14 protein-coding genes are annotated in these 20,297 nt (G+C 71.8%); 10 read left to right on the top strand and 4 right to left on the bottom strand.

Annotated elements, in window-relative coordinates; all coding sequences use genetic code 11:
- The first annotated feature begins 164 nt into the window (after positions 1–164).
- From MTR79_RS11730 to MTR79_RS11705, 6 genes are all read left to right on the top strand, one after another.
- On the top strand, positions 165–1,136 hold the full coding sequence (locus MTR79_RS11730) for a 2-dehydropantoate 2-reductase (RefSeq protein WP_244790047.1): 972 nt from the start codon (positions 165–167) through the stop codon (positions 1,134–1,136).
- Positions 1,133–3,058 carry a molybdopterin-dependent oxidoreductase gene (locus tag MTR79_RS11725; RefSeq protein WP_086702379.1) on the top strand — a complete coding sequence of 642 codons (1,926 nt, stop codon included), beginning with the start codon at positions 1,133–1,135 and terminating at the stop codon, positions 3,056–3,058. Before MTR79_RS11730 ends, MTR79_RS11725 begins: the two co-directional genes overlap by 4 nt.
- Positions 3,059–3,064: 6 nt before the next feature.
- Positions 3,065–4,984, top strand: a complete 1,920-nt coding sequence (locus tag MTR79_RS11720) for an NAD(P)H-dependent oxidoreductase subunit E (protein WP_244790045.1) — start codon at positions 3,065–3,067, stop codon at positions 4,982–4,984.
- Positions 4,981–5,841: a 2Fe-2S iron-sulfur cluster-binding protein gene (locus MTR79_RS11715; protein ID WP_048455242.1), complete on the top strand. Its 861-nt coding sequence runs from the start codon at positions 4,981–4,983 to the stop codon at positions 5,839–5,841. Before MTR79_RS11720 ends, MTR79_RS11715 begins: the two co-directional genes overlap by 4 nt.
- Positions 5,842–5,858: 17 nt before the next feature.
- The gene (gene fdhD / locus MTR79_RS11710; protein WP_086704615.1) at positions 5,859–6,707 is read left to right on the top strand and encodes a formate dehydrogenase accessory sulfurtransferase FdhD; all 849 of its coding nucleotides are present in this window, start codon (positions 5,859–5,861) and stop codon (positions 6,705–6,707) included.
- Between the two features lie 123 nt (positions 6,708–6,830).
- The gene (locus tag MTR79_RS11705; protein ID WP_244790043.1) at positions 6,831–8,057 is read left to right on the top strand and encodes a DUF4185 domain-containing protein; all 1,227 of its coding nucleotides are present in this window, start codon (positions 6,831–6,833) and stop codon (positions 8,055–8,057) included.
- On the opposite strand, the gene MTR79_RS11700 is transcribed toward MTR79_RS11705, so the two are convergent.
- Positions 7,993–9,033 (bottom strand): bile acid:sodium symporter family protein, encoded by a 1,041-nt coding sequence (locus MTR79_RS11700; RefSeq protein ID WP_086699312.1) that lies wholly within the window; start codon positions 9,031–9,033, stop codon positions 7,993–7,995. The two genes, MTR79_RS11705 and MTR79_RS11700, sit on opposite strands and share 65 nt — an antisense overlap.
- A 180-nt stretch (positions 9,034–9,213) precedes the next feature.
- On the opposite strand from MTR79_RS11700, the gene MTR79_RS11695 reads away from it, so the two are divergent.
- The 3 genes from MTR79_RS11695 to MTR79_RS11685 all read left to right on the top strand — a co-directional run bounded on the left by MTR79_RS11695 (position 9,214) and on the right by MTR79_RS11685 (position 13,158).
- Positions 9,214–10,095 carry a LysR substrate-binding domain-containing protein gene (locus tag MTR79_RS11695; RefSeq protein ID WP_086699314.1) on the top strand — a complete coding sequence of 294 codons (882 nt, stop codon included), beginning with the start codon at positions 9,214–9,216 and terminating at the stop codon, positions 10,093–10,095.
- Between the two features lie 319 nt (positions 10,096–10,414).
- Positions 10,415–12,241, top strand: a complete 1,827-nt coding sequence (locus MTR79_RS11690; protein ID WP_244790041.1) for an AMP-dependent synthetase/ligase — start codon at positions 10,415–10,417, stop codon at positions 12,239–12,241.
- A gap of 125 nt (positions 12,242–12,366) precedes the next feature.
- Positions 12,367–13,158: an aldo/keto reductase gene (locus MTR79_RS11685; protein ID WP_102639021.1), complete on the top strand. Its 792-nt coding sequence runs from the start codon at positions 12,367–12,369 to the stop codon at positions 13,156–13,158.
- Positions 13,159–13,224: 66 nt separating this feature from the next.
- On the opposite strand, the gene MTR79_RS11680 is transcribed toward MTR79_RS11685, so the two are convergent.
- The 3 genes from MTR79_RS11680 to MTR79_RS11670 form a co-directional block, all read right to left on the bottom strand.
- Positions 13,225–13,929, bottom strand: a complete 705-nt coding sequence (locus MTR79_RS11680; RefSeq protein WP_244790039.1) for an SDR family NAD(P)-dependent oxidoreductase — start codon at positions 13,927–13,929, stop codon at positions 13,225–13,227.
- A gap of 69 nt (positions 13,930–13,998) precedes the next feature.
- A complete protein-coding gene (locus MTR79_RS11675; RefSeq protein ID WP_048455249.1) occupies positions 13,999–14,910 on the bottom strand; it encodes a class I SAM-dependent methyltransferase in 912 nt (303 codons plus the stop codon).
- Positions 14,911–15,058: 148 nt separating this feature from the next.
- Positions 15,059–16,777, bottom strand: a complete 1,719-nt coding sequence (locus MTR79_RS11670; RefSeq protein ID WP_086699320.1) for a glycoside hydrolase family 6 protein — start codon at positions 16,775–16,777, stop codon at positions 15,059–15,061.
- Positions 16,778–17,271: 494 nt separating this feature from the next.
- Between MTR79_RS11670 and MTR79_RS11665 the strand changes: the two genes are divergently transcribed.
- Entirely contained in the window at positions 17,272–20,187 is a 2,916-nt protein-coding gene (locus tag MTR79_RS11665) for a glycoside hydrolase family 48 protein (RefSeq protein ID WP_244790037.1), read from the top strand.
- The last annotated feature ends 110 nt before the right edge of the window (positions 20,188–20,297 follow it).

Raw genomic sequence — 20,297 nt, 5'->3', positions numbered from 1 at the left:
GGGAGCGTCCCCTCCCTTGAGAAGACCGTTGAGCGGACAACCACCGGTACTGCACAAAGCCTTGTCGACCCCCTCTCCATACTGTAGACAATATTTCGTCGACAGAGATTCGGCGATCCTCCTGGTTCTTCGGTGTCCCTCGACCGGACGGAGCTCCCTTCGCCATGAAAGTCGCAGTCCTCGGCGCCGGTGCGATCGGCGCCTACGTGGGCGCCGCGCTCCACCGCGCGGGCGCCGACGTGCATCTCATCGCCCGTGGACCGCATCTGGCGGCCATGAGGCAGGACGGGGTACGGGTGCTGAGCCCGCGCGGCGACTTCACCGCGCGTCCCCACGCCACCGACGACCCCGCCGAGGTCGGCCCCGCCGACTTCGTGTTCCTGGGCCTGAAGGCCAACGCGTACGCGGCGTGCGGGCCGCTGATCGAGCCGCTGCTGCACGGCACGACGGCCGTGGTGGCCGCCCAGAACGGCATCCCCTGGTGGTACTTCCACCAGCACGGCGGCCCGTACGACGGACGCCGGCTGGAGAGCGTGGACCCCGGCGGCGCGGTCAGTGCGGTGCTCGCGCCCGAACGGGCCGTCGGCTGCGTGGTGTACGCGGCCACCGAACTCGAACGGCCCGGTGTCGTCCGCCATGTGGAAGGCACCCGCTTCTCGATCGGTGAACCCGACCGCAGCGTCTCCCCGCGCTGTCTCGCCCTGAGCGAGGCGATGCGGGCGGGCGGTCTGAAGTGCCCGGTCGAGCCGGATCTGCGCAACGACATCTGGCTCAAGCTGCTGGGCAACATCTCCTTCAACCCGATCAGCGCCCTGGTGCGGGCCACCATGCGGCAGATGTGCCTGCACGGCGGCACCCGCCAGGTCATCGAGACGATGATGGCCGAGACCCTGGCCGTCGCCCGCGCGCTGGGCTGCGAGGTCGGCGTCTCCATCGAGCGGCGGCTGGCCGGCGCCGAGCGGGTCGGCGACCACCGCACCTCGACGCTGCAGGACCTGGAACGCGGCAAGCCGCTGGAGCTCGACGTGCTGCTCGCGGCCGTGGTCGAGCTGGCGGAGATCACCGGCGTCCCCGTGCCCACCCTGCGCACCGTGCACGCCCTGTCCGACCTGCTCGCGCTGAGGAGCGCCGCATGAGGAAACGCGACCGGACCCCGAAGACCTACACCCGCCTCACCCACCCCCTCGTCCGCGACTCACGGGACGAGCCCTTCCGCCGCGCCACCTGGGACGAGGCGCTGGACCGCACGGCGCGCGCACTGGGGGCGGCGCGCGGCGCGTTCGGCATGTTCTCCTGCTCCCGCGCGACCAACGAGATGAACTACGTGGCGCAGAAGTTCGCCCGGGTCGTCATGGGCACCAACAACGTCGACTCCTGCAACCGCACCTGCCACGCGCCCTCGGTCGCCGGACTGTCGGCGGCGTTCGGCTCGGGCGGCGGAACCTCGTCGTACGAGGAGGTGGAGCACACCGACGTCGTCGTGATGTGGGGCTCCAACGCCCGCTTCGCGCACCCGATCTTCTTCCAGCACGTCCTGAAGGGCATCCGTAACGGCGCCCGGATGTACGCCGTCGACCCGCGCCGGACGTCCACCGCGGAGTGGGCGGAGAGCTGGCTCGGGCTGAACGTCGGCACGGACATCGCGATGGCCCACGCGATCGGCCGCGAGATCATCCACGCGGGCCTGGTCAACGAGGCGTTCGTGCGGCGCGCCACCTCCGGCTACGAGGAGTACAAGGCACTCGTCGAGCCGTGGACGCTGTCCCTCGCCTCGAAGGTGACCGGTGTCCCGGCCGCCGCGATACGGGAGCTGGCGCACGCCTACGCCCGCGCCGAACGCGCCCAGCTGTGCTGGACGCTGGGCATCACCGAGCACCACAACGGCACCGACAACGTACGCGCCCTGATCAACCTCGCGCTGCTGACCGGGCACGTCGGACGGTACGGCTCGGGCCTCCAGCCGCTGCGCGGGCAGAACAACGTGCAGGGCGGCGGCGACATGGGCGCGATCCCCAACCGGCTGCCCGGCTTCCAGGACCTCCTCGACGCGGGCGTGCGCGCCAAGTTCGAGTCCGCGTGGGACACCGCCATCCAGCCCCGGTACGGGATGACGCTGACGGAGATGTTCGAGGCGATGGAGGACCGGTCGCTGCGCGCCGTCTACTGCATCGGCGAGAACCCGGCCCAGTCGGAGGCGGACAGCGAGCAGGCCGTGCGCCGGCTCAAGGAGCTGGACTTCCTGGTGGTGCAGGACATCTTCCTGACGAAGACGGCGGAACTGGCCGACGTGGTGCTGCCCGCGACGGCCGGCTGGGCCGAGACCGAGGGCACCACCACGAACAGCGAACGCCGGGTGCAGCGCGTGCGCCGGGCCGTCACCCCGCCCGGGGAGGCCCGCGAGGACATCGACATCCTCTGCGACCTCGCCGGACGCCTCGGACACGACTGGAAGTACGACGGCGCCGAGGCCGTGTGGAACGAGCTGCGCGCGGTCTCCCCGGACCACCACGGCATGACGTACGAGCGGCTCGAGGAGCACCAGGGCATCCAGTGGCCGTGCCCCAGCACCGACCGGCTGGAACCGCCCTACCTGCACGGCCGGTTGTGGGAGAAGGATCCCGGACTCCGGGGCCGGCCCGCGCCGTTCGGGATCGTGCAGCACGACCCGCCGGTGGACCTCACCGACGAGCGGTACCCGGTCCGGCTCACCACGGGACGGCGCCTGGACTCCTACAACACCGGGGTGCAGAGCGGCAGTTTTGCCTCCCCGCTGCGGCGCGGCGAGTACGTCGAGCTGTCCCCCGAGGACGCCGAGCGGTACGGGGTCGTGGTGGGTGAGGAGGTGCTGGTGACCTCGCGGCGCGGGTCCGTGCGGGCGCCGGTGTGGGTGGACCCCGCGCTGCGGCCGGGGCTCGCGTTCATGACGTTCCACTTTCCCGACGAGGTGGACACCAACCAGCTGACGATCGAGGCCAACTGCCCGATCGCGGGGACGGCGGAGTTCAAGGCGTCGGCGATCCGGATCGAGAAGCTCCCGGCCCCGACACACGTGAGGTGAGCGAGCGTGGACCTGCGTTTCGGTGACAGCAAGCCGACGGACGAGGAGCGCGCCGCCGTCGACGCCCTGCTCGGGCCGCCCGAGTCGTCCTGGGAGGGCGCCGACCGCTCCGACGCGGACCTGAGGTGGGCGCGCGGCGGACGGGCCGCGCGTGACCGCCGCGACCTGCTGCTGCCGGGGCTGCACGCGCTCAACGACCGGGTCGGCTGGATCAGCGAGGGCGGCCTGGACTACCTGTGCCGCCGGCTGACGGTCCCGCCGTCCGAGGCGTACGGGGTGGCGACGTTCTACGCCATGTTCTCCGTCCGCCCGCGCCCGGCCACCGTGCTGCACGTGTGCACGGACCTGGCGTGCGCGGCGGCGGGCGCGCCGAAGCTGTGTGAGGCGGCGGAGGCGCGCCTGGGCCCGGGATCGGGGGTGAAGGTGGAGCGCGCTCCGTGTCTGGGCCTGTGCGAGCGGGCACCGGCGGCGCTGGTGATCCGGGCAGGCGAATCAGCCCGTCCGGCGTTCGAGGACGAGGTCCGTTCAGGGCCGAAGGGGGGTCCGGGGGCGCAGCTCCCAGGGAACGGGATCGAGAAGGGGCGCCGGGGGCGACGAACAGCGGTCTGCGCCCCCGCCACCCCCGACACGGCGGTCCAAGCGGCCACCACCCCCGAGAACGCTCCCGAGGAGCCCGCCGCCGCCCTCGCGGTCCCCCAGGCGCCCGACCCCCGCCTCCTCCTGCTGGGCCGCGTCGGCACGGTGGACCCCGCCGGCCTGGACGACTACCGGGCGCACGGCGGGTACACGGCGCTGCGCCGCGCCTTCGCGCTCGGGCCCGCCGGGGTGATCCGGGAGGTGACCGACTCCGGGCTGCTGGGCCGTGGCGGCGCGGCCTTCCCCACCGGCCGCAAGTGGCAGGCCACCGCCTCCCAGCCGGACCACCCGCACCACCTCGTCTGCAACGCCGACGAGTCCGAGCCGGGCACGTTCAAGGACCGCGTGCTGATGGAGGGCGATCCGTACGCGCTGGTCGAGGCCATGACGGTCGCCGCGTACGCGACCGGCGCACGGCACGGGTACCTGTATCTGCGCGGCGAGTACCCGCGCGCCCTGGTCCGCATGGAGCACGCGATCACGCAGGCCCGCGCCCGCGGTCTGCTCGGCGACGACATCCTGGGCCAGGGGTTCTCCTTCGACGTCGAGATCCGGCGGGGAGCGGGCGCCTACATCTGCGGTGAGGAGACGGCGCTGTTCAACTCGATCGAGGGGTTCCGGGGCGAGCCGCGTTCCAAGCCGCCGTTCCCGGTGGAGAAGGGTCTGTTCGGCAAGCCGACGGTCGCGAACAACGTGGAGACGCTGGTCAACGTCCTGCCGATCCTCACGCTGGGCGCGCAGGCGTACGCGGCCATCGGCACCGGCGCGTCCACCGGCCCCAAGCTGTTCTGCGTCTCGGGCAGCGTGGCCCGCCCCGGGATCTACGAGCTGCCGTTCGGCGCGACCCTCGGCGAGCTCCTCACGCTCGCCGGGGTACGGGACGGTCTGCGGGCGGTGCTGCTCGGCGGGGCCGCCGGCGGCTTCGTCCGCCCCGACGAGCTGGACATCCCGCTCACCTTCGAAGGAACCCGGGAAGCCGGCACCACCCTCGGCTCCGGTGTCGTCATGGCCTTCGACGACACCGTGCCGCTCCCCCGCCTGCTGCTGCGCATCGCCGAGTTCTTCCGCGACGAGTCCTGCGGCCAGTGCGTGCCCTGCCGGGTCGGCACGGTCCGCCAGGAGGAGGCGCTGCACCGGATCGCCGCGCGCACCGGCGCGGACGCCGCCGCCGACATCACCCTGCTGCGCGAGGTCGGTCGCGCGATGCGGGACGCCTCGATCTGCGGTCTGGGCCAGACCGCGTGGAACGCCGTGGAATCCGCCATCGACCGTCTGGGGGCGTACGAATGACCGTGACACCGCTGGGGATCCCCCGCCGTCTGCTGGAGTTCACCCTGGACGGGGAGCCGGTCCGGGCGCCCGAGGGGTCGACGATCCTGGACGCCTGCCGGGCCGCAGGCAAGGACGTCCCGACGCTGTGCGAGGGCGACACGCTCACCCCGAAGAACGCCTGCCGGGTCTGCGTGGTGGAGGTCGAGGGCGCGCGCACCCTGGTCCCGGCCTGCTCACGCAAGGCCGAGGCGGGCATGGAGGTCCGCACCGGCACCGAGCGGGCCCGGCACAGCCGCAAGGTCGTCCTGGAGCTGCTGGCCTCCTCGGTCGACCTGTCGACGACGCCCCGTGTCGCCGAGTGGCTGAAGGAGTACGAGGCGAAGCCGGACCGCTTCGGCCCGGACGCGGCCCGGCTGAACGAGGAGCCGCGCGTCGACAACGACCTCTACGTGCGCGACTACGGCAAATGCATCCTCTGCTACAAATGCGTCGACGCCTGCGGCGACCAGTGGCAGAACACCTTCGCGATCTCCGTCGCCGGGCGCGGCTTCGACGCCCGGATCGCCGTGGAGCACGACGCGCCGCTGACCGACTCGGCGTGCGTGTACTGCGGCAACTGCATCGAGGTGTGCCCCACGGGGGCGCTGTCGTTCAAGTCGGAGTTCGACATGCGGGAGGCGGGTACGTGGGACGAGTCGCGGCAGACGCGCACGACGACCGTGTGCGCCTACTGCGGCGTGGGCTGCAACCTGACGCTCCATGTGCAGGACAATGAGATCGTGAAGGTCACGTCGCCGCACGACAACCCGGTGACCCACGGCAACCTGTGCATCAAGGGCCGGTTCGGCTACCAGCACGTGCAGAACCGGGACTGAACGGAACGGACAGGGACATGGGACGAGTCACGGAACGACGCAAGGTGATCCGCATCCGGGACGGGGCGGTCTCCACCCGCCCGGACACGCTCGTCGCCGAGGAACCCCTGGAGATCCGGCTCAACGGCAAACCCCTGGCGATCACCATGCGCACCCCGGGCGACGACTTCGCACTGGCGGCCGGCTTCCTGGTCAGCGAGGGCGTGCTGGCGTCGGCCCCGGACCTCCGCAACATCGTCTACTGCGCCGGGGCGACGGCCGACGGCTCGAACACGTACAACGTGGTCGACGTGACGACCGCGCCCGGGGTGACCGTCCCGGACATCACCCTGGAGCGCAACGTCTACACCACCTCGTCCTGCGGTCTGTGCGGCAAGGCCAGCCTGGACGCGGTGCGCACCACGACCCGTCACCCGATCGCCGACGCACCGCCGCTGCGGGTGACGCCGGAGCTGCTGTCCGAGCTGCCGGACCGGCTGCGGGCGGCCCAGCGGGTCTTCGACCGCACCGGCGGGCTGCACGCGGCGGCCCTGTTCGACGAGCACGGCGAGCTCCTCGACGTACGGGAGGACGTGGGCCGGCACAACGCGGTCGACAAGCTCGTCGGCCGCGCCCTGCAGAGCGGGGACCTGCCGCTGTCGCGGACGGTCCTCATGGTGTCCGGACGGGCCTCGTTCGAGCTGGCGCAGAAGGCCGTCATGGCCGGCATCCCGGTGCTGGCGGCGGTCTCGGCGCCGTCCTCGCTGGCCGTGGACCTGGCGGCGGAGACCGGCATGACCCTGGTGGGCTTCCTGCGGGGCAGTTCCATGAACGTGTACGCGGGTGAGGAGCGGATCGCCCTGCGGGCCGCGGCCGTCAGGGCCTGACCGCACCCGCTCGCTGCACGGCGGCGGGGCCCCACCGGCGGGGAGCGCCCCCTGCGCCGCGGGGCCCCGCCTCGGCCGGGGCCCGGTGGACCGACGCCCCCGCTGCCGCTAACGTCACCCGGCGTGCCCGGCGACACCACGAGAGGACGGCGGCGGACGGGGACCTGGATCTCCGCGGTGCTGGTCCTGGTCCTCGGGGCCGTGCTGGTCTCCGGGCGGGCGGAGGACGACGGCGACGACGAGGAGTGTCCGCCCCGCACGGTCGTCTCCTGGGCTCCCGAGCCCCGGCTCACCTCCGCCTTCGCCCGGTACGGCGACGACGACGCCCGGACCGACGACTGGACCGGCGGGGACGGCACGCACTCGGTGCGGCTGCCGGACGGGCGGCTGCTGTGGCTGTTCTCCGACACCTTCCTGGGGCGGGTGCACCGGCCGCCCAACCCGGCCGGCGAGGCGTACGCCTGGCGGGACGGCTCCGCGCCGCTGGTGCGCAACTCGGCGGTGGTGATGCGCGACGGCCGGCCCGAGTCCACCCTCCCCGCCCCGCTCTTCCCCGACCCGGCCCCCGGAAGCTGGCGCTGGCCGGTCGCCGCCCGGGTCGAACCGCGCTCCCCCGGCGCGTCCGAGCAGGTGCTGCGGGTGCTGCTGTGGGTGCGCCGGCACGGCGCCCCTCCGTGGATCTACGGGGAGCCGCTCGCCACCGAGGTCGCCACGCTGACCCTGCCCGCCCTGCGCCTGGAGTCGGTGACCACGGTGCTGGACCAGCGGCGGGTGGGCGACCTCTCCCGCCGCGTCCTGTTCGGCACCACCCTGGTCGAGGAGGACGGCTGGACGTACGTGTTCGGCGGTGACGACGGGCGCCCCGCGTCCCGCGCGGCCTCGCACGCCCATGTGGCCCGGGTGCCCGAGGGAGGTCTCGCCGACCCGGCCGCCTGGGAGTACTGGGACGGCTCGGGCTGGCGGTCGCGCGCCCGTCCGGCGCCGGTGCTGGGCGACGGGCGGCGCACCGGGGTGGGCAGCGCCTTCACGGTCACGCGGGACGACGGGACGTACGTGCTGTTCACCATGGCGGCCGGTGCGGAAGGGCTGGCGACGGTGACGGCGTACTGGGCGTGCTCCCCGGCCGGGCCGTGGCACGGTCCGGCGGGCGCGTTCACCCCCGCGCTGCCCGCGGCCGGCACCGCCGCCTACAACCCGCAGGCGCACCCGGAGCTGAGCCGGGGCGGGCGGCTGGTGCTGAGCCTCGACGTGAACTGGCTGGAGACGTCCGCGGCGGCGGCGATGCTCAGCCGGAACGTGTCGCTGTACCGGCCTCGGTTCGTGACGGTGCGGCTCGGTCCTCCGCGGTGACCTCCGGGACGGGGTCCTTGGAGCGGCGCTTGGCGATGACCGCGCACACCATGAGCTGCATCTGGTGGAAGAGCATAAGCGGCAGCACGGCCAGCGAGGCGTGCGCGCCGAACAGCACGCTCGCCATGGGCAGTCCGGCGGCCAGCGACTTCTTCGACCCGGCGAACTGGATGGCGATGCGGTCCTCCCGGCCGAAGCCGAGGCCCTTGGCGCCGTACCAGGTGAGCGCCAGCATCACGGCGAGCAGCACGGCCTCGACGACGAGCAGTCCGCCGAGCCGGCCGGGGCTGACCTGGCTCCAGACGCCCTGCACCATGCCCTCGCTGAACGCGGCGTAGACGACGAGCAGGATGGAGCCCCGGTCCACGAGGCCCAGCACCTTGCGGTGGCGGGCGACGAAGCCGCCGATCCAGCGGCGGGTGAACTGCCCGGCGAGGAACGGCGCCAGCAGCTGGAGCACGATCTTCACCACCGAGTCGCCGGAGAGGCCGCCCGCGCTGCCGCCGAGCAGCGCCGCGGCGAGCAGCGGGGTGACGACGATGCCGGCCAGCGAGGAGAACGAGCCGGCGCAGATCGCGGCGGGCACGTTGCCGCGGGCGATCGAGGTGAACGCGATCGACGACTGGATGGTGGACGGGACCAGGGTGCAGAACAGCAGCCCCTGGTACAGCGGGTCGTCGAGGAACACCGGGACGAGTCCGCGGGAGGCCAGGCCCAGCAGTGGGAAGACGACGAACGTGCAGGCCAGGACGGTGACGTGGAGCCGCCAGTGCTTGAGGCCGTCGAGCGCCTCACGGGTGGAGAGGCGGGCGCCGTAGAGGAAGAAGAGGAACGCGATGGCGGCGGTGGAGGCGCCGGAGGCGACGTCCGCGCCGGCGCCCCGGGCGGGCAGCAACGCGGCGACACCCACCGTGCCGAGCAGGAGCGTGATGTACGGGTCGATCGGCAGCCGGCGCGGCCAGTGCAGGCGTTTCACGGTGCTCCACGTGCTCGGGTGTGTGGGCTCGGCGGTGCGGTTCCCCGGAGCGGGTGCCCCGGACGGCCGGGGACAAGGGGTCCCCGCTCCATCCTGCTCCTCCGTCCCGTGATCGGGAATCCCGTACACCGCTCTCACTGTGATCGCGTCACGTGATGACCGGTGTAGGCTGCCGGTTCCATGTACGAGCCGACCCACCTGCGGACCTTCCTGTCCGTGGCGCAGACGCTGAGCTTCACGCAGGCGGCGCGGCGGCTGGGGCTGCGTCAGTCGACGGTGAGCCAGCACGTGCGGCGGCTGGAGGAGGCCGCCGGGCGGCAGTTGTTCACGCGGGACACCCACTCGGTGGAGCTGACCGAGGACGGGGAGGCGATGCTCGGCTTCGCACGGCGCATCCTGGACGTGCACGAGCAGGCGGCGCAGTTCTTCACCGGCACCCGGCTGCGCGGGCGGCTGCGGTTCGGGGCGTCCGAGGACTTCGTGCTGACCCGGCTGCCGGAGATCCTCGAACGGTTCCGGCACGAGCACCCGGAGGTCGACCTGGAGCTGACGGTCGAGCTGTCGGGCACCCTGCACGAGCAGCTCGCGGAGGGCCGGCTGGACCTGGTGCTGGCCAAGCGGCGGCCGGAGGACCCGCGTCCGGACCCGCACCGGCTGGTGTGGCAGGACGAGTTGGTGTGGATCGGCGCGCCGGGCCTGCGGCTCGACCCGCACCGCCCGGTGCCGCTGATCGTCTACCCGCCGCCGGGCATCACCCGGGACCTGGCGCTGCGGGCACTGGAGCGGGAGGGCCGCCAGTGGCGGATCGTGTGCAGCAGCGGCAGTCTCAACGGGCTGCTCGCGGCGGCGCGGGCGGGGCTCGGGGTGATGGTGCACGCGCGCGGGCTGATCCCGCCGGGGCTGGTGCGGATGCCGGAGCGGGCGGGTCTGCCGGAGCCGGGCTCGGTGGACTTCGTGGTGGTCCACGGCCGGCGGCGGCCCTCGGCGCAGGGAGCGGCGGACGCGCTCGCCGCGGCGATCCTGGCGGGCGGCGACCGGCTGCACCGCGGCGGACAGGGGTGACGGTGCCGCCCGCGGAAGGGTGACGGTCCGGGCGGCCCGTGCGCTGAGCTGGGTGGAGGCCGTCGCGCCGCCCATGGGCCGGTCATGGGGACGTACAGATTCCGTGGAGATTGCGACACCGGAACTTACTCCGCCGTCAGGATTGTGCCCGGACCCTACCCGCTTGCGAGGTTTCTCCTTCACCGGTCGGCGGTCTCGCGCCCGTTACGCGGTTTTCGACCCCCTCCCGCCCCCGGAACACGTGGGGTAGCTTTCACCGCGCTGTGCGGGACGACGGTGTTGCCGCACCGGTCCGAGCGCCAGGAAGCGGGGAGCGGGATTGCGCGAGTTCACCAACCCTCCGTTGTCACAGGCGCCCGCGGTGGGCGGTCTGGCCGACGTCGTCTTCCGGTACGCCGAGGAGGAGCCGCTGCGGGCGGCGCTCGGCCGCAAGGACGGCGACGGCCACTGGCGTGACGTGACCTCCGCCGAGTTCCGTGACGAGGTGCTCGCCCTGGCGAAGGGCCTTCTGGCGAGCGGGATCCGGTTCGGCGACCGCGTCGCGATCATGTCCCGCACCCGGTACGAGTGGACCCTCTTCGACTTCGCGCTGTGGTCGGTCGGCGCGCAGGTCGTCCCCGTCTACCCGACGTCGTCGGCAGAGCAGTGCTCGTGGATGCTGCACGACGCGGAGGTGTCGGCGGCGATCGTGGAACACGAGGACCACGCGATGACCATCGCGACGGTCATCGACCGGCTGCCGCGGATGCGCCGGCTGTGGCAGCTCGACGCGGGCGCGGTGCAGGAGCTGTACGACGCGGGCGCGCACCTCGAGGACGACGTGGTGCACCGGCACCGCAGGGCGGTCACCCCCGATTCGGTCGCGACGATCATCTACACCTCGGGCACCACCGGCCGCCCCAAGGGCTGCGTCCTGACGCACGGCAACTTCATGTACGAGGCGGACACCGTCATCGAGCGCTGGGAGCCGGTGTTCCACTCCAAGCGGGGCGACGAGGCGTCGACGCTGCTGTTCCTGCCGCTGGCGCACGTCTTCGGGCGGATGGTGGAGGTCGCGGCGATCCGCGGCAAGGTGAAGTTCGGCCACCAGCCGCAGCTCAACGCGGCCGCGCTGATGCCCGACCTGGCCGCGTTCCGGCCGACGTTCATCCTGGCCGTGCCGTACATCTTCGAGAAGGTGTTCAACGCGGCGCGGCGCAAGGCCGAGCGGGAGGGGCGCGCGGGCCCGTTCGAGAAAGCGGTCGACGTGGCCGTGCGGTACGCCGACGCGATGGAGGCGAGAGCCTGGGGCACCGGTCCCGGCCCGTCCGCGGGGCTGCGGATGCAGCACCAGTTGTTCGACAAGCTCGTGTACTCCAAGATCCGTACCGCGATGGGTGGCAGGATCCGGCACGCCATGTCGGGCGGTTCGGCGATGGACCGGCGCCTCGGCCTGTTCTTCGCGGGCGCCGGCGTGCACGTCTACGAGGGGTACGGGCTGACCGAGTCGACCGCCGCGGCCACCGCCAACCCGCCGGAGCGCACCCGTTACGGCACGGTCGGGCAGCCGATCCCCGGGGTGAGCGTGCACATCGCCGACGACGGCGAGATCTGGCTGCACGGCGAGAACGTCTTCCAGGGCTACCTCAACAACCCGAAGGCCACCGACGAGACGCTGCACGACGGCTGGCTCGCCACCGGTGACCTGGGCTCCGTGGACGAGGACGGCTATCTGACCATCACCGGGCGGAAGAAGGAGATCCTGGTGACGTCCGGCGGCAAGAGCGTCTCACCGGGCGCGCTGGAGGAGCGGGTGCGCGACCATCCGCTGGTCAACCAGTGCATCGTGGTCGGCAACGACCGTCCGTACGTGGCCGCGCTGGTCACCCTGGACCAGGAGGCGGTCGACCACTGGCTGGCGATGCGGGGGAAGCCGCGGCTCTCCCCGGCCGAACTGGTGCGCGACCCGGATCTGGAGACAGAGGTGCGGCGCGCGGTGGTCGCGGCCAACACCCTGGTCTCGCAGGCCGAGTCGATCCGCACCTTCCGCATCCTGGCGCAGCCGTTCACCGAGGAGCACGGGCTGCTCACCCCGTCGCTGAAGCTGAAGCGCAGGGCCATCGAGAAGGCGTACACCGAAGAGGTCGAGGCGCTGTACCGGGCGTGAATTCCGCGGTCAGGAATGCGGCGGGGGCCGTGATCGTTGACGATGGGGGTATCAGCTGACCACAACCTAAGGATCGAGAGCTCGTGAGCAAGGTCCCCCCGATCACCCTGAACAACGGCGTCGAGATGCCCCAGCTCGGGTTCGGCGTCTGGCAGGTACCGGACGCGGAGGCCGAGACGGCCGTGGCGGCGGCACTGGAGGCCGGCTACCGCAGCATCGACACGGCCGCGATCTACGGCAACGAAGAGGGCACCGGCAAGGCCGTCGCGCGGTCGGGCATCCCCCGTGAGGACATCTTCGTCACCACCAAGCTGTGGAACGGCGACCACGGGTACGACTCCACCCTGAAGGCCTTCGACACCTCGCTGTCGAAGCTCGGCCTCGACTACGTCGACCTCTACCTCATCCACTGGCCCACCCCGGCCCGCGACCTGTACGTCGACACGTACAAGGCGTTCGAGAAGCTGCTGTCGGACGGGCGGGTGCGCGCGATCGGCGTGTCCAACTTCCTGCCGGAGCACCTGGAGCGGCTGATCGGGGAGACGTCGGTCGTCCCGGCGGTCAACCAGATCGAGCTGCACCCGCACCTCCAGCAGGCCGCCTCCCGGGAGTACCACGCGGAGCAGGGCATCGCCACCGAGGCGTACTCGCCGCTCGGCTCCGGCAAGGGCATCCTGGAGATCCCGGCGATCGTGGCCATCGCGCAGAAGCACGGCCGCACGCCCGCCCAGGTGGTGCTGCGCTGGCACCTCCAGCTGGGCAACGTCGTCATCCCCAAGTCGGTGACGCCGTCCCGCATCAAGGAGAACATCGACGTCTTCGGGTTCACCCTGGACGCCGAGGACCTGGCGGCGATCAGCGCGCTCAACGAGGACCGGCGGGTGGGATCGGACCCCGCCGAGTTCAACCAGGCCTGACGGCGCCCACGCCGGTGGCCGGCCCCCGCGGTGACGGGTGGCAGGCCACCGGCGTTCGCGCACCGGTCAGTTGGGCTGCCCGAGGGGCCGGACGACCACGGTGTTCACATCCACCCCGTGCGGCTGGCCGAGCGCCCACACCACCGACCCGGCGATCTGCTCGGCGGTGAGCATGTGCCCCAGTGACGTCACGTCCCGGCCGTCCCAGAACGGGGTCTCCACCCGGCCCGGCGCGATCAGCGTGACCCCGATCCCCCACTCGGTGACCTGCCGCCGCGTGTTCTCGGCGAGCCCGGTCACCGCGTACTTGGTGGCCCCGTACAGATTGCCGGGCGTGGGCACGAACCCGGCGACGCTGCCCACCAGCACGATCCGCCCGCCGCCGCGCCGGAGCGCGTCGACGGAGGCCCGGATCAGCAGGGCGGGGCCCAGCACGTTGGTGAGCACCATGTCGGTCCACCCGGCGGGGTCGCCGTCGGCGACGGTGTCGTGCGTGGCGTACCCGGCGTTGGCGACGACGGCGTCCAGCCGCCCGAACCGCGCCAGCACGGCGTCGACGGCGCCGCTCACGTCGGCGTAGTCGGCCGCGTTCCCTGGGAGCGTCAACAGCCGCTCGGGCTCCCCGAGTTCCTTGGCGAACGCGTGCAGCCGCTCCTCCCGCCGGCCGGTGACGGCGACCGCCTCCCCCGCCTCCAGCAGCCGCCGCGCCACGGCGGCGCCGATCCCGGTCCCGCCTCCGGTGACGAGCGTGACCCGCGTGTCGTCGGTCATGGGAACTCCCCTGTCGTCTCGTTGTGTGCCGGGGAGTCCATCACTTGGAGCGCTCTTCAGGTCAAGGGGTCACACCGGCCGTACCCCCGAATGGACCGTGTGGGCCGCCAGGACGAACACGTCGGGACGGTGGTGGACGCTCGCCGGGTCGTCCGGGTCGACGAGGCGGTCCAGGGTGGCGCGGTCGTCGGGGTCCAGGTACTCGCCGAGCATGTCGCGGGTGCGGGTGAGGGACTCGACGACGTAGGCGCGGGCGCGGTCCGGGACGGGGGCCGGGAGGTCGAGGAGGAAGGTGCGCGAGCGGGTGTGGTGCAGGCCGGCCGCGGTGAGCAGGGCGGGCCAGTCCTCCACCTGGGCCACCGAGCCGGGCAGTTCCTCCCGCATGCGGCTGAACCAGTCCTCCTCCACGGCGCCGATCCGGGCCTGGAGGCCGGGACGGCCGAAGCCGATGTCGCGGGGCAGGAAGCGGGAGGGCAGTCCGCCCTCCATCACGGCGAGCGTGCCGCCGGGCGCGAGCCGTTCGACGCAGGCCGCGAGCGCGGCGCCCTGGTCGCCGAGGTGGTGGATGCTGCGGCTGGCCCACAGCAGGTCGGCCGGGTAGTCCAGCTCGGCCAGCACGCCCGGCATGTCGCCGGTCAGGGTGGCGAAGCGGTCGCCGGCGCCGAGGCGTCCGGCGCGGGCGCGGGCCCGCTCCAGCAGCGGTTCGGACCCGTCGACGGCCACGATCCGGGCGCCCGGGAAGGTCTCGGCGAACAGGCCGGAGATCACGCCGGGTCCGCTGCCGGCGTCCACGATCAGCCCCGGTTCGGTGACCTCCTTCGCCAGCCAGGCCAGGGCGTGCTCGTACAGCGGGGTGAACAGTTCCGCCTGGCTCTCCAGCAGGGGCGCCAGTTCGGCCCAGTCGAGGTGCTCGTGGTCGTGCCCGTGCGCGTTCCCGGAACGGTGCTCGTCGTGCCCGGGTGCGTGGTGGTGGTGCGCCATGGTGGTCAGCCTCTCCGCTCGGATGCGGTCAGCGTGCGACGACGCACCGGGGGCGGGCAAACCATGTTGCCGGGACGGCAAAACACGGTGGTCCGCCGGACCCGGGGCCCCGCGTGGGGTCCGGGTCCGGCGGACGCGGGTCAGCCGGTCACGACAGCGGCGGGTAGGCGTTCTTCATCAGCTCCTGGAACTGGGCGGAGAACCAGTGCCCGGAGATCGGGGCGTCGCCGAGCGCCCCCGACATGTTGTTGTCGTTGCGCGGATTGCCGGTGTACGTGGGGTCGCACATCCGGTCGAAGCCCTTGCCCTCGTCGTTGTCGATCTCCTCGCTCGCGCCGTCGGACTCGCCCGGGGGCTTCATCCACACGTAGGCGTCGATACCGGGCTCCGGGGACGCCTGGGGCCGCTCACCCAGACCGGCTCCGGCCTGGTTGCACCAGTTGCCGGTGTTGTACCGGCGGTCGTAGCGGCCGCCGTCGACGTAGGTGTCCACGCTGGTCGTCGCGCCGGGACCGGTGGGCCGGTTCGCGCCGCCCCAGCCGTTGCGGGACGTGTCGATCAGCATGCCGATGTTCGAGTCGAAGCCGAGCGAGACCAGCTTCTCGCGCAGCGCCTGGGCGTACGACAGCTCGTCGACGTAGCGGTTCCAGCTGACCCACTTCGACTCGCGCACGGACTTGCCGGCCACGTTGTCGTTGATGGAGAAGTGGTCTTCCTTCAGGGCGCTGTAGTTGGCCGTGTTGGCGATGAAGCCGTGCACGTCGGCGACGGTCGCGCCCTCGGCGGTGGCAGCCTGCTTGAACAGCTCGGCGGAGGGGCCGAAGTTGTCGTCCCAGCCCAGCCAGCCGTGGTGGCCGGCGTCCACGTAGTTGTAGACGTTGGGCGCGTCACCCAGCTTGTTCAGGGCGTAGCCGACGCCCTTGACGTAGTTGCCGTTGGCCTTCATCGTGTCGCAGTTCGGCGTGGCGGTCGCCCGCGGCGACACGTTGGTGACCAGGTTGGGCAGGGAGTCGATCTCGACCGTGGTGACGATCCGCAGCGAGGCGTACTTGGAGTCGGCGAGGATCTCCGCGATCGGGTCGATGTACTCGCTCTTGTAGCGGTCGATCTCCGTGGGGCCGAGTTCACCGTTGGAGGCGAGGGCGGCGCAGTCGCGGCCGGGCAGGTTGTAGATGACCAGCTGGACGACGAGTTCGCCGGAGCCCTTCTGTTCCAGGGCCTCGTCGAGGTGGTCCCGCAGGCCCATCTTGCCGCCCGCCCCGTTGATGGCGGCGGTGCGATCCAGCCAGACACCGGTGGGCTGGTTCGCGATGCGGCTGCCGCCCGGCTCGGCGGCGGCGTTCGCGGACCACTCCGGGTTCACGTACACCTTGGCGCCGTCGTACGGGTTGTCCACCCGGTCGCCCTGCGGGGGCGGGTCCGTCGGGTCGGTCGGGTCGGTCCCGCCGTCGTCGACGTTGCAGGTCACCCCGTCGAGGGTGAAGGTGCTGGGCACGGCGTTGGTGCCGCTGTGGCTGCCCTGGAAGCCGAAGGTGGCGGAGCCTCCGCTGGCGAGCGTGGCGTTGTACGACTCGTTGGCCGCCGTGACGTTCGCGCCGGACTGGGTGATCCTGGCGTTCCAGCCGCTGGTCACCCTCTGGTTGCCGGCGTAGGTCCAGTTCACCGCCCACGACGACTTCGCGGCGCCGTGGTTGGTGACCGTCACGGACGCGGTGAAGCCGGTGTCCCACTGGTTCTGCACCTGGTAGTCCACGGTGCAGGGGACGGCGGCCGCGCCGGCGTCGCCCGGGACGGCGGCGATCGCCGTCCCGGTGGCGCCGGCGACCAGCGCCGTGGCGGCGAGGAGCGCGGTTCTGGTGCGACTCATGGTGCGGGTTTCCTTATCCGTAGGGGGCGTTCCTTGTGGGCGCGCGCAGGCGTTCGCGCGGCCTGGTGCCTTACGGGGTGGGGGATGCCGTCCCGGATCCGCACGGGCGGGTCCGTGTTGCCGGCCGGACGTCTCCGGGCGGCACGACGGCACAGGGATCCCACGGTGACGAGCGCCCTCGCGTCAGGTGCTCCACACGTGCACGGGGGTGGCTCAAAGTACTGAACGCGGGGGGTGGCTCATCGGGCGACTCCTTGCAGCTCGGACGTGTCGTGACCGACGCGTCGACTGATGGAACCGCTCCCACTGGTGCACATGAAGCTAGCGCCAAGTGACGATGAAGAACAGAGGGTGTGCGGACTTTGGCGTTTCTCGGCGCGTCGAATCTTTTCGATTCGCACCAAGGCTTGACCGGTCATCACCCCGTGCCCACTATGGGAGCGCTCCCACTGGTTCAAGCCTTGACATGTCGAGTCGCAGGAAGGACCAGCACCATGCATCCCCCACCTCGCAGACGCGGTGGCGTGCGCCGTCTCTTAGCGATCGCCGTGACCGCTCTCGCACTGCCGCTGACGATGCTGTCGACGGGTACCACCCCCGCCCGGGCGGCGGCCGTCCAGTGCAGCGTGGACTACAGGACGAACGACTGGGGGTCGGGCTTCACCACCGACCTGACCGTCACCAACCGCGGTTCGGACGTCATCGACGGCTGGACCCTGACGTACGCCTACTCGGGCAACCAGCGCCTGGTGAACGGCTGGAACGGCAGCTGGTCGCAGTCCGGCTCCACCGTCACCGTGAAGAACGCCGGGCACAACGGCCGGATCGCCGCCGGCGCCGCCGTCACCACCGGCGCCCAGTTCTCCTACAGCGGCACCAACACCGCGCCCACCTCCTTCTCGGTCAACGGCACAGCCTGCGTGGGCGCCCACCAGCCGCCCATCGCCGTGCTGACCAGCCCGGAGGCAGGCTCGGTCTACTCGCAGGGCGAGACCGTGCCGCTCGAGGCCACGGCCGCCGCGGCGGACCGGGCCACCATCACCAAGGTGGAGTTCTACGACGACACCGAACTGCTCGGGACGGACACCTCCGCGCCGTTCACGCTGTCGGTCGGCGGTCTGGCCGTCGGCGCCCACTCGCTGGTCGCGAAGGCGTACGACAGCCTGGGCGCCTCCGCCTCCTCCACCCCGGTCGGCATCACGGTCGCCTCGGGTCCCGCCGTGGTCGCGAGCCCGTCCCAACTGGGCGTCCGCCAGGGTGAGTCGGGCACGTTCGAGGTGAAGCTGTCCAAGCAGCCGAGCGCGAACGTCACCGTCACGACGGCGCGGGCGAGCGGCAACACTGGGCTGACGGTGTCCTCCGGCGCGGCCCTCACCTTCACGCCGTCCAACTGGAGCACCGCGCAGCGGGTGACCGTGGCCGCCGACGCCTCCGGCACCGGCTCCGCGGTCTTCGAGTCCACGGCGCCCGGCCACGCCAAGGCCGCGGTGACCGTGACCCAGCTGGGCGCGACCAAGTCGTACGAGGGCCGCTTCCTGGAGCTGTACGACAAGATCACCGACCCGGCGAACGGCTACTTCTCCCCCGAGGGCATCCCGTACCACTCGGTCGAGACGCTGATCGTCGAGGCGCCCGACCACGGTCACGAGACCACCTCGGAGGCGTACAGCTACCTGCTGTGGCTGCAGGCCATGTACGGCAGGATCACCGGGGACTGGACGCGGTTCAACGACGCCTGGGAGACGATGGAGCAGTACGCCATCCCGACCGTCGCGGACCAGCCGACCACCTCCTTCTACGACCCCTCGAAGCCGGCGACGTACGCGCCCGAGCACGACACCCCGGACGAGTACCCGTCGCAGCTCGACGCGAATGTCTCCGTCGGACGTGACCCGATCGCGGCGGAGCTGAAGTCGGCCTACGGCACCGACAACGTGTACGGCATGCACTGGATCCAGGACGTGGACAACGTCTACGGCTACGGCAACTCGCCCGGCAAGTGCGAGGCCGGACCGTCCGACACCGGCCCGTCCTACATCAACACCTTCCAGCGCGGCCCGCAGGAGTCGGTGTGGGAGACCGTCACCCAGCCCACCTGTGACGCCTTCAAGTACGGCGGCACCAACGGCTACCTGGACCTGTTCACCAAGGACGCGTCCTACGCCAAGCAGTGGAAGTTCACCAACGCCCCCGACGCCGACGCGCGCGCGGTGCAGGCGGCGTACTGGGCCGACCTGTGGGCGAAGGAGCAGGGCAAGGGCGGCCAGGTCGCCGGGACCGTCGCCAAGGCCGCCAAGATGGGTGACTACCTGCGCTACGCGATGTACGACAAGTACTTCAAGAAGATCGGCAACTGCACCAGCACGTCCTGCCCGGCCGGCACCGGCAAGGACGCCTCGCACTACCTGCTCTCCTGGTACTACGCCTGGGGCGGCGCCACCGACACCTCGGCGGGCTGGTCCTGGCGCATCGGCTCCAGCCACGCGCACGGCGGCTACCAGAACCCGCTCGCCGCGTACGCGCTGGCCAACCACGCGCCGCTGAAGCCGAAGTCGGCGACGGGCGCGGCGGACTGGGCCAAGTCCTACGAGCGGCAGCTGGAGTTCTACCGCTGGCTGCAGTCCGACGAGGGCGCCATCGCGGGCGGCGCGACCAACAGCTGGGCGGGCCGCTACACCACCCCGCCGTCCGGCACACCGACCTTCTACGGCATGTACTACGACGAGAAGCCGGTGTACCACGACCCGCCGTCGAACCAGTGGTTCGGCTTCCAGGCGTGGTCGCTGGAGCGGGTGGCCGAGGTGTACCAGCAGACGGGCAACGCGCTCGCCAAGTCGGTCCTCGACAAGTGGGTCGACTGGGCGCTGTCCGAGACCACGGTGAACCCGGACGGGTCGTTCCTCTTCCCGTCCACGCTGAAGTGGTCCGGCAAGCCCGACACCTGGAACGCGTCCTCGCCGGGCGCCAACAACGGGCTGCACGTCGAGGTCGTCGACTACACCAACGACGTCGGTGTGGCCGGCGCCTACGCCAAGATCCTGACGTACTACGCCGCCCGCTCCGGTGACACCGAGGCGGCGGACACGGCGAAGGCGCTGCTGGACGGCATGTGGGAGAACCACCAGGACGACCTCGGCATCGCCGTCCCGGAGACCCGCGCCGACTACGAGCGCTTCGACGACCGCGTGTACATCCCGTCCGGCTGGACCGGCACCATGCCGAACGGCGACCGGATCGACTCCTCGTCGACGTTCCTCTCGATCCGCTCCTTCTACAAGGACGACCCGGCCTGGTCGAAGATCGAGAGCTATCTGGAGGGCGGCGCCGCGCCGGTCTTCACGTACCACCGGTTCTGGGCCCAGGCGGACATCGCCACGGCCATGGGCGCGTACGCGGAGCTTCTCGAATAGTCCCCGCCGACGCTCCGTGTACCGGTCCCGGCACCTGACGCCGGGGCCCCGCGGGCCGGGCGGTCCCCTCGCGCACGGGGGGCCGCCCGGTCCTCGCACGCTCCCGTTTC

This window comes from Streptomyces sp. BJ20, from assembly GCF_022869105.1.
Lineage (GTDB): Bacteria > Actinomycetota > Actinomycetes > Streptomycetales > Streptomycetaceae > Streptomyces > Streptomyces griseoincarnatus.
Note: the sequence above shows the minus strand (reverse complement) of the source record. Positions and strands in the feature narration are given on the sequence as shown.

Coding starts and splice junctions, on each gene's coding strand:
- MTR79_RS11730 (WP_244790047.1), top strand. CDS start 165: ATGAAAGTCGCAGTCCTCGGCGCCGGTGCGATCGGCGCCTACGTGGGC.
- MTR79_RS11725 (WP_086702379.1), top strand. CDS start 1,133: ATGAGGAAACGCGACCGGACCCCGAAGACCTACACCCGCCTCACCCAC.
- MTR79_RS11715 (WP_048455242.1), top strand. CDS start 4,981: ATGACCGTGACACCGCTGGGGATCCCCCGCCGTCTGCTGGAGTTCACC.
- fdhD (WP_086704615.1), top strand. CDS start 5,859: ATGGGACGAGTCACGGAACGACGCAAGGTGATCCGCATCCGGGACGGG.
- MTR79_RS11695 (WP_086699314.1), top strand. CDS start 9,214: ATGTACGAGCCGACCCACCTGCGGACCTTCCTGTCCGTGGCGCAGACG.
- MTR79_RS11685 (WP_102639021.1), top strand. CDS start 12,367: ATGCCCCAGCTCGGGTTCGGCGTCTGGCAGGTACCGGACGCGGAGGCC.
- MTR79_RS11680 (WP_244790039.1), bottom strand. CDS start 13,929: ATGACCGACGACACGCGGGTCACGCTCGTCACCGGAGGCGGGACCGGG.
- MTR79_RS11675 (WP_048455249.1), bottom strand. CDS start 14,910: ATGGCGCACCACCACCACGCACCCGGGCACGACGAGCACCGTTCCGGG.
- MTR79_RS11670 (WP_086699320.1), bottom strand. CDS start 16,777: ATGAGTCGCACCAGAACCGCGCTCCTCGCCGCCACGGCGCTGGTCGCC.
- MTR79_RS11665 (WP_244790037.1), top strand. CDS start 17,272: ATGCATCCCCCACCTCGCAGACGCGGTGGCGTGCGCCGTCTCTTAGCG.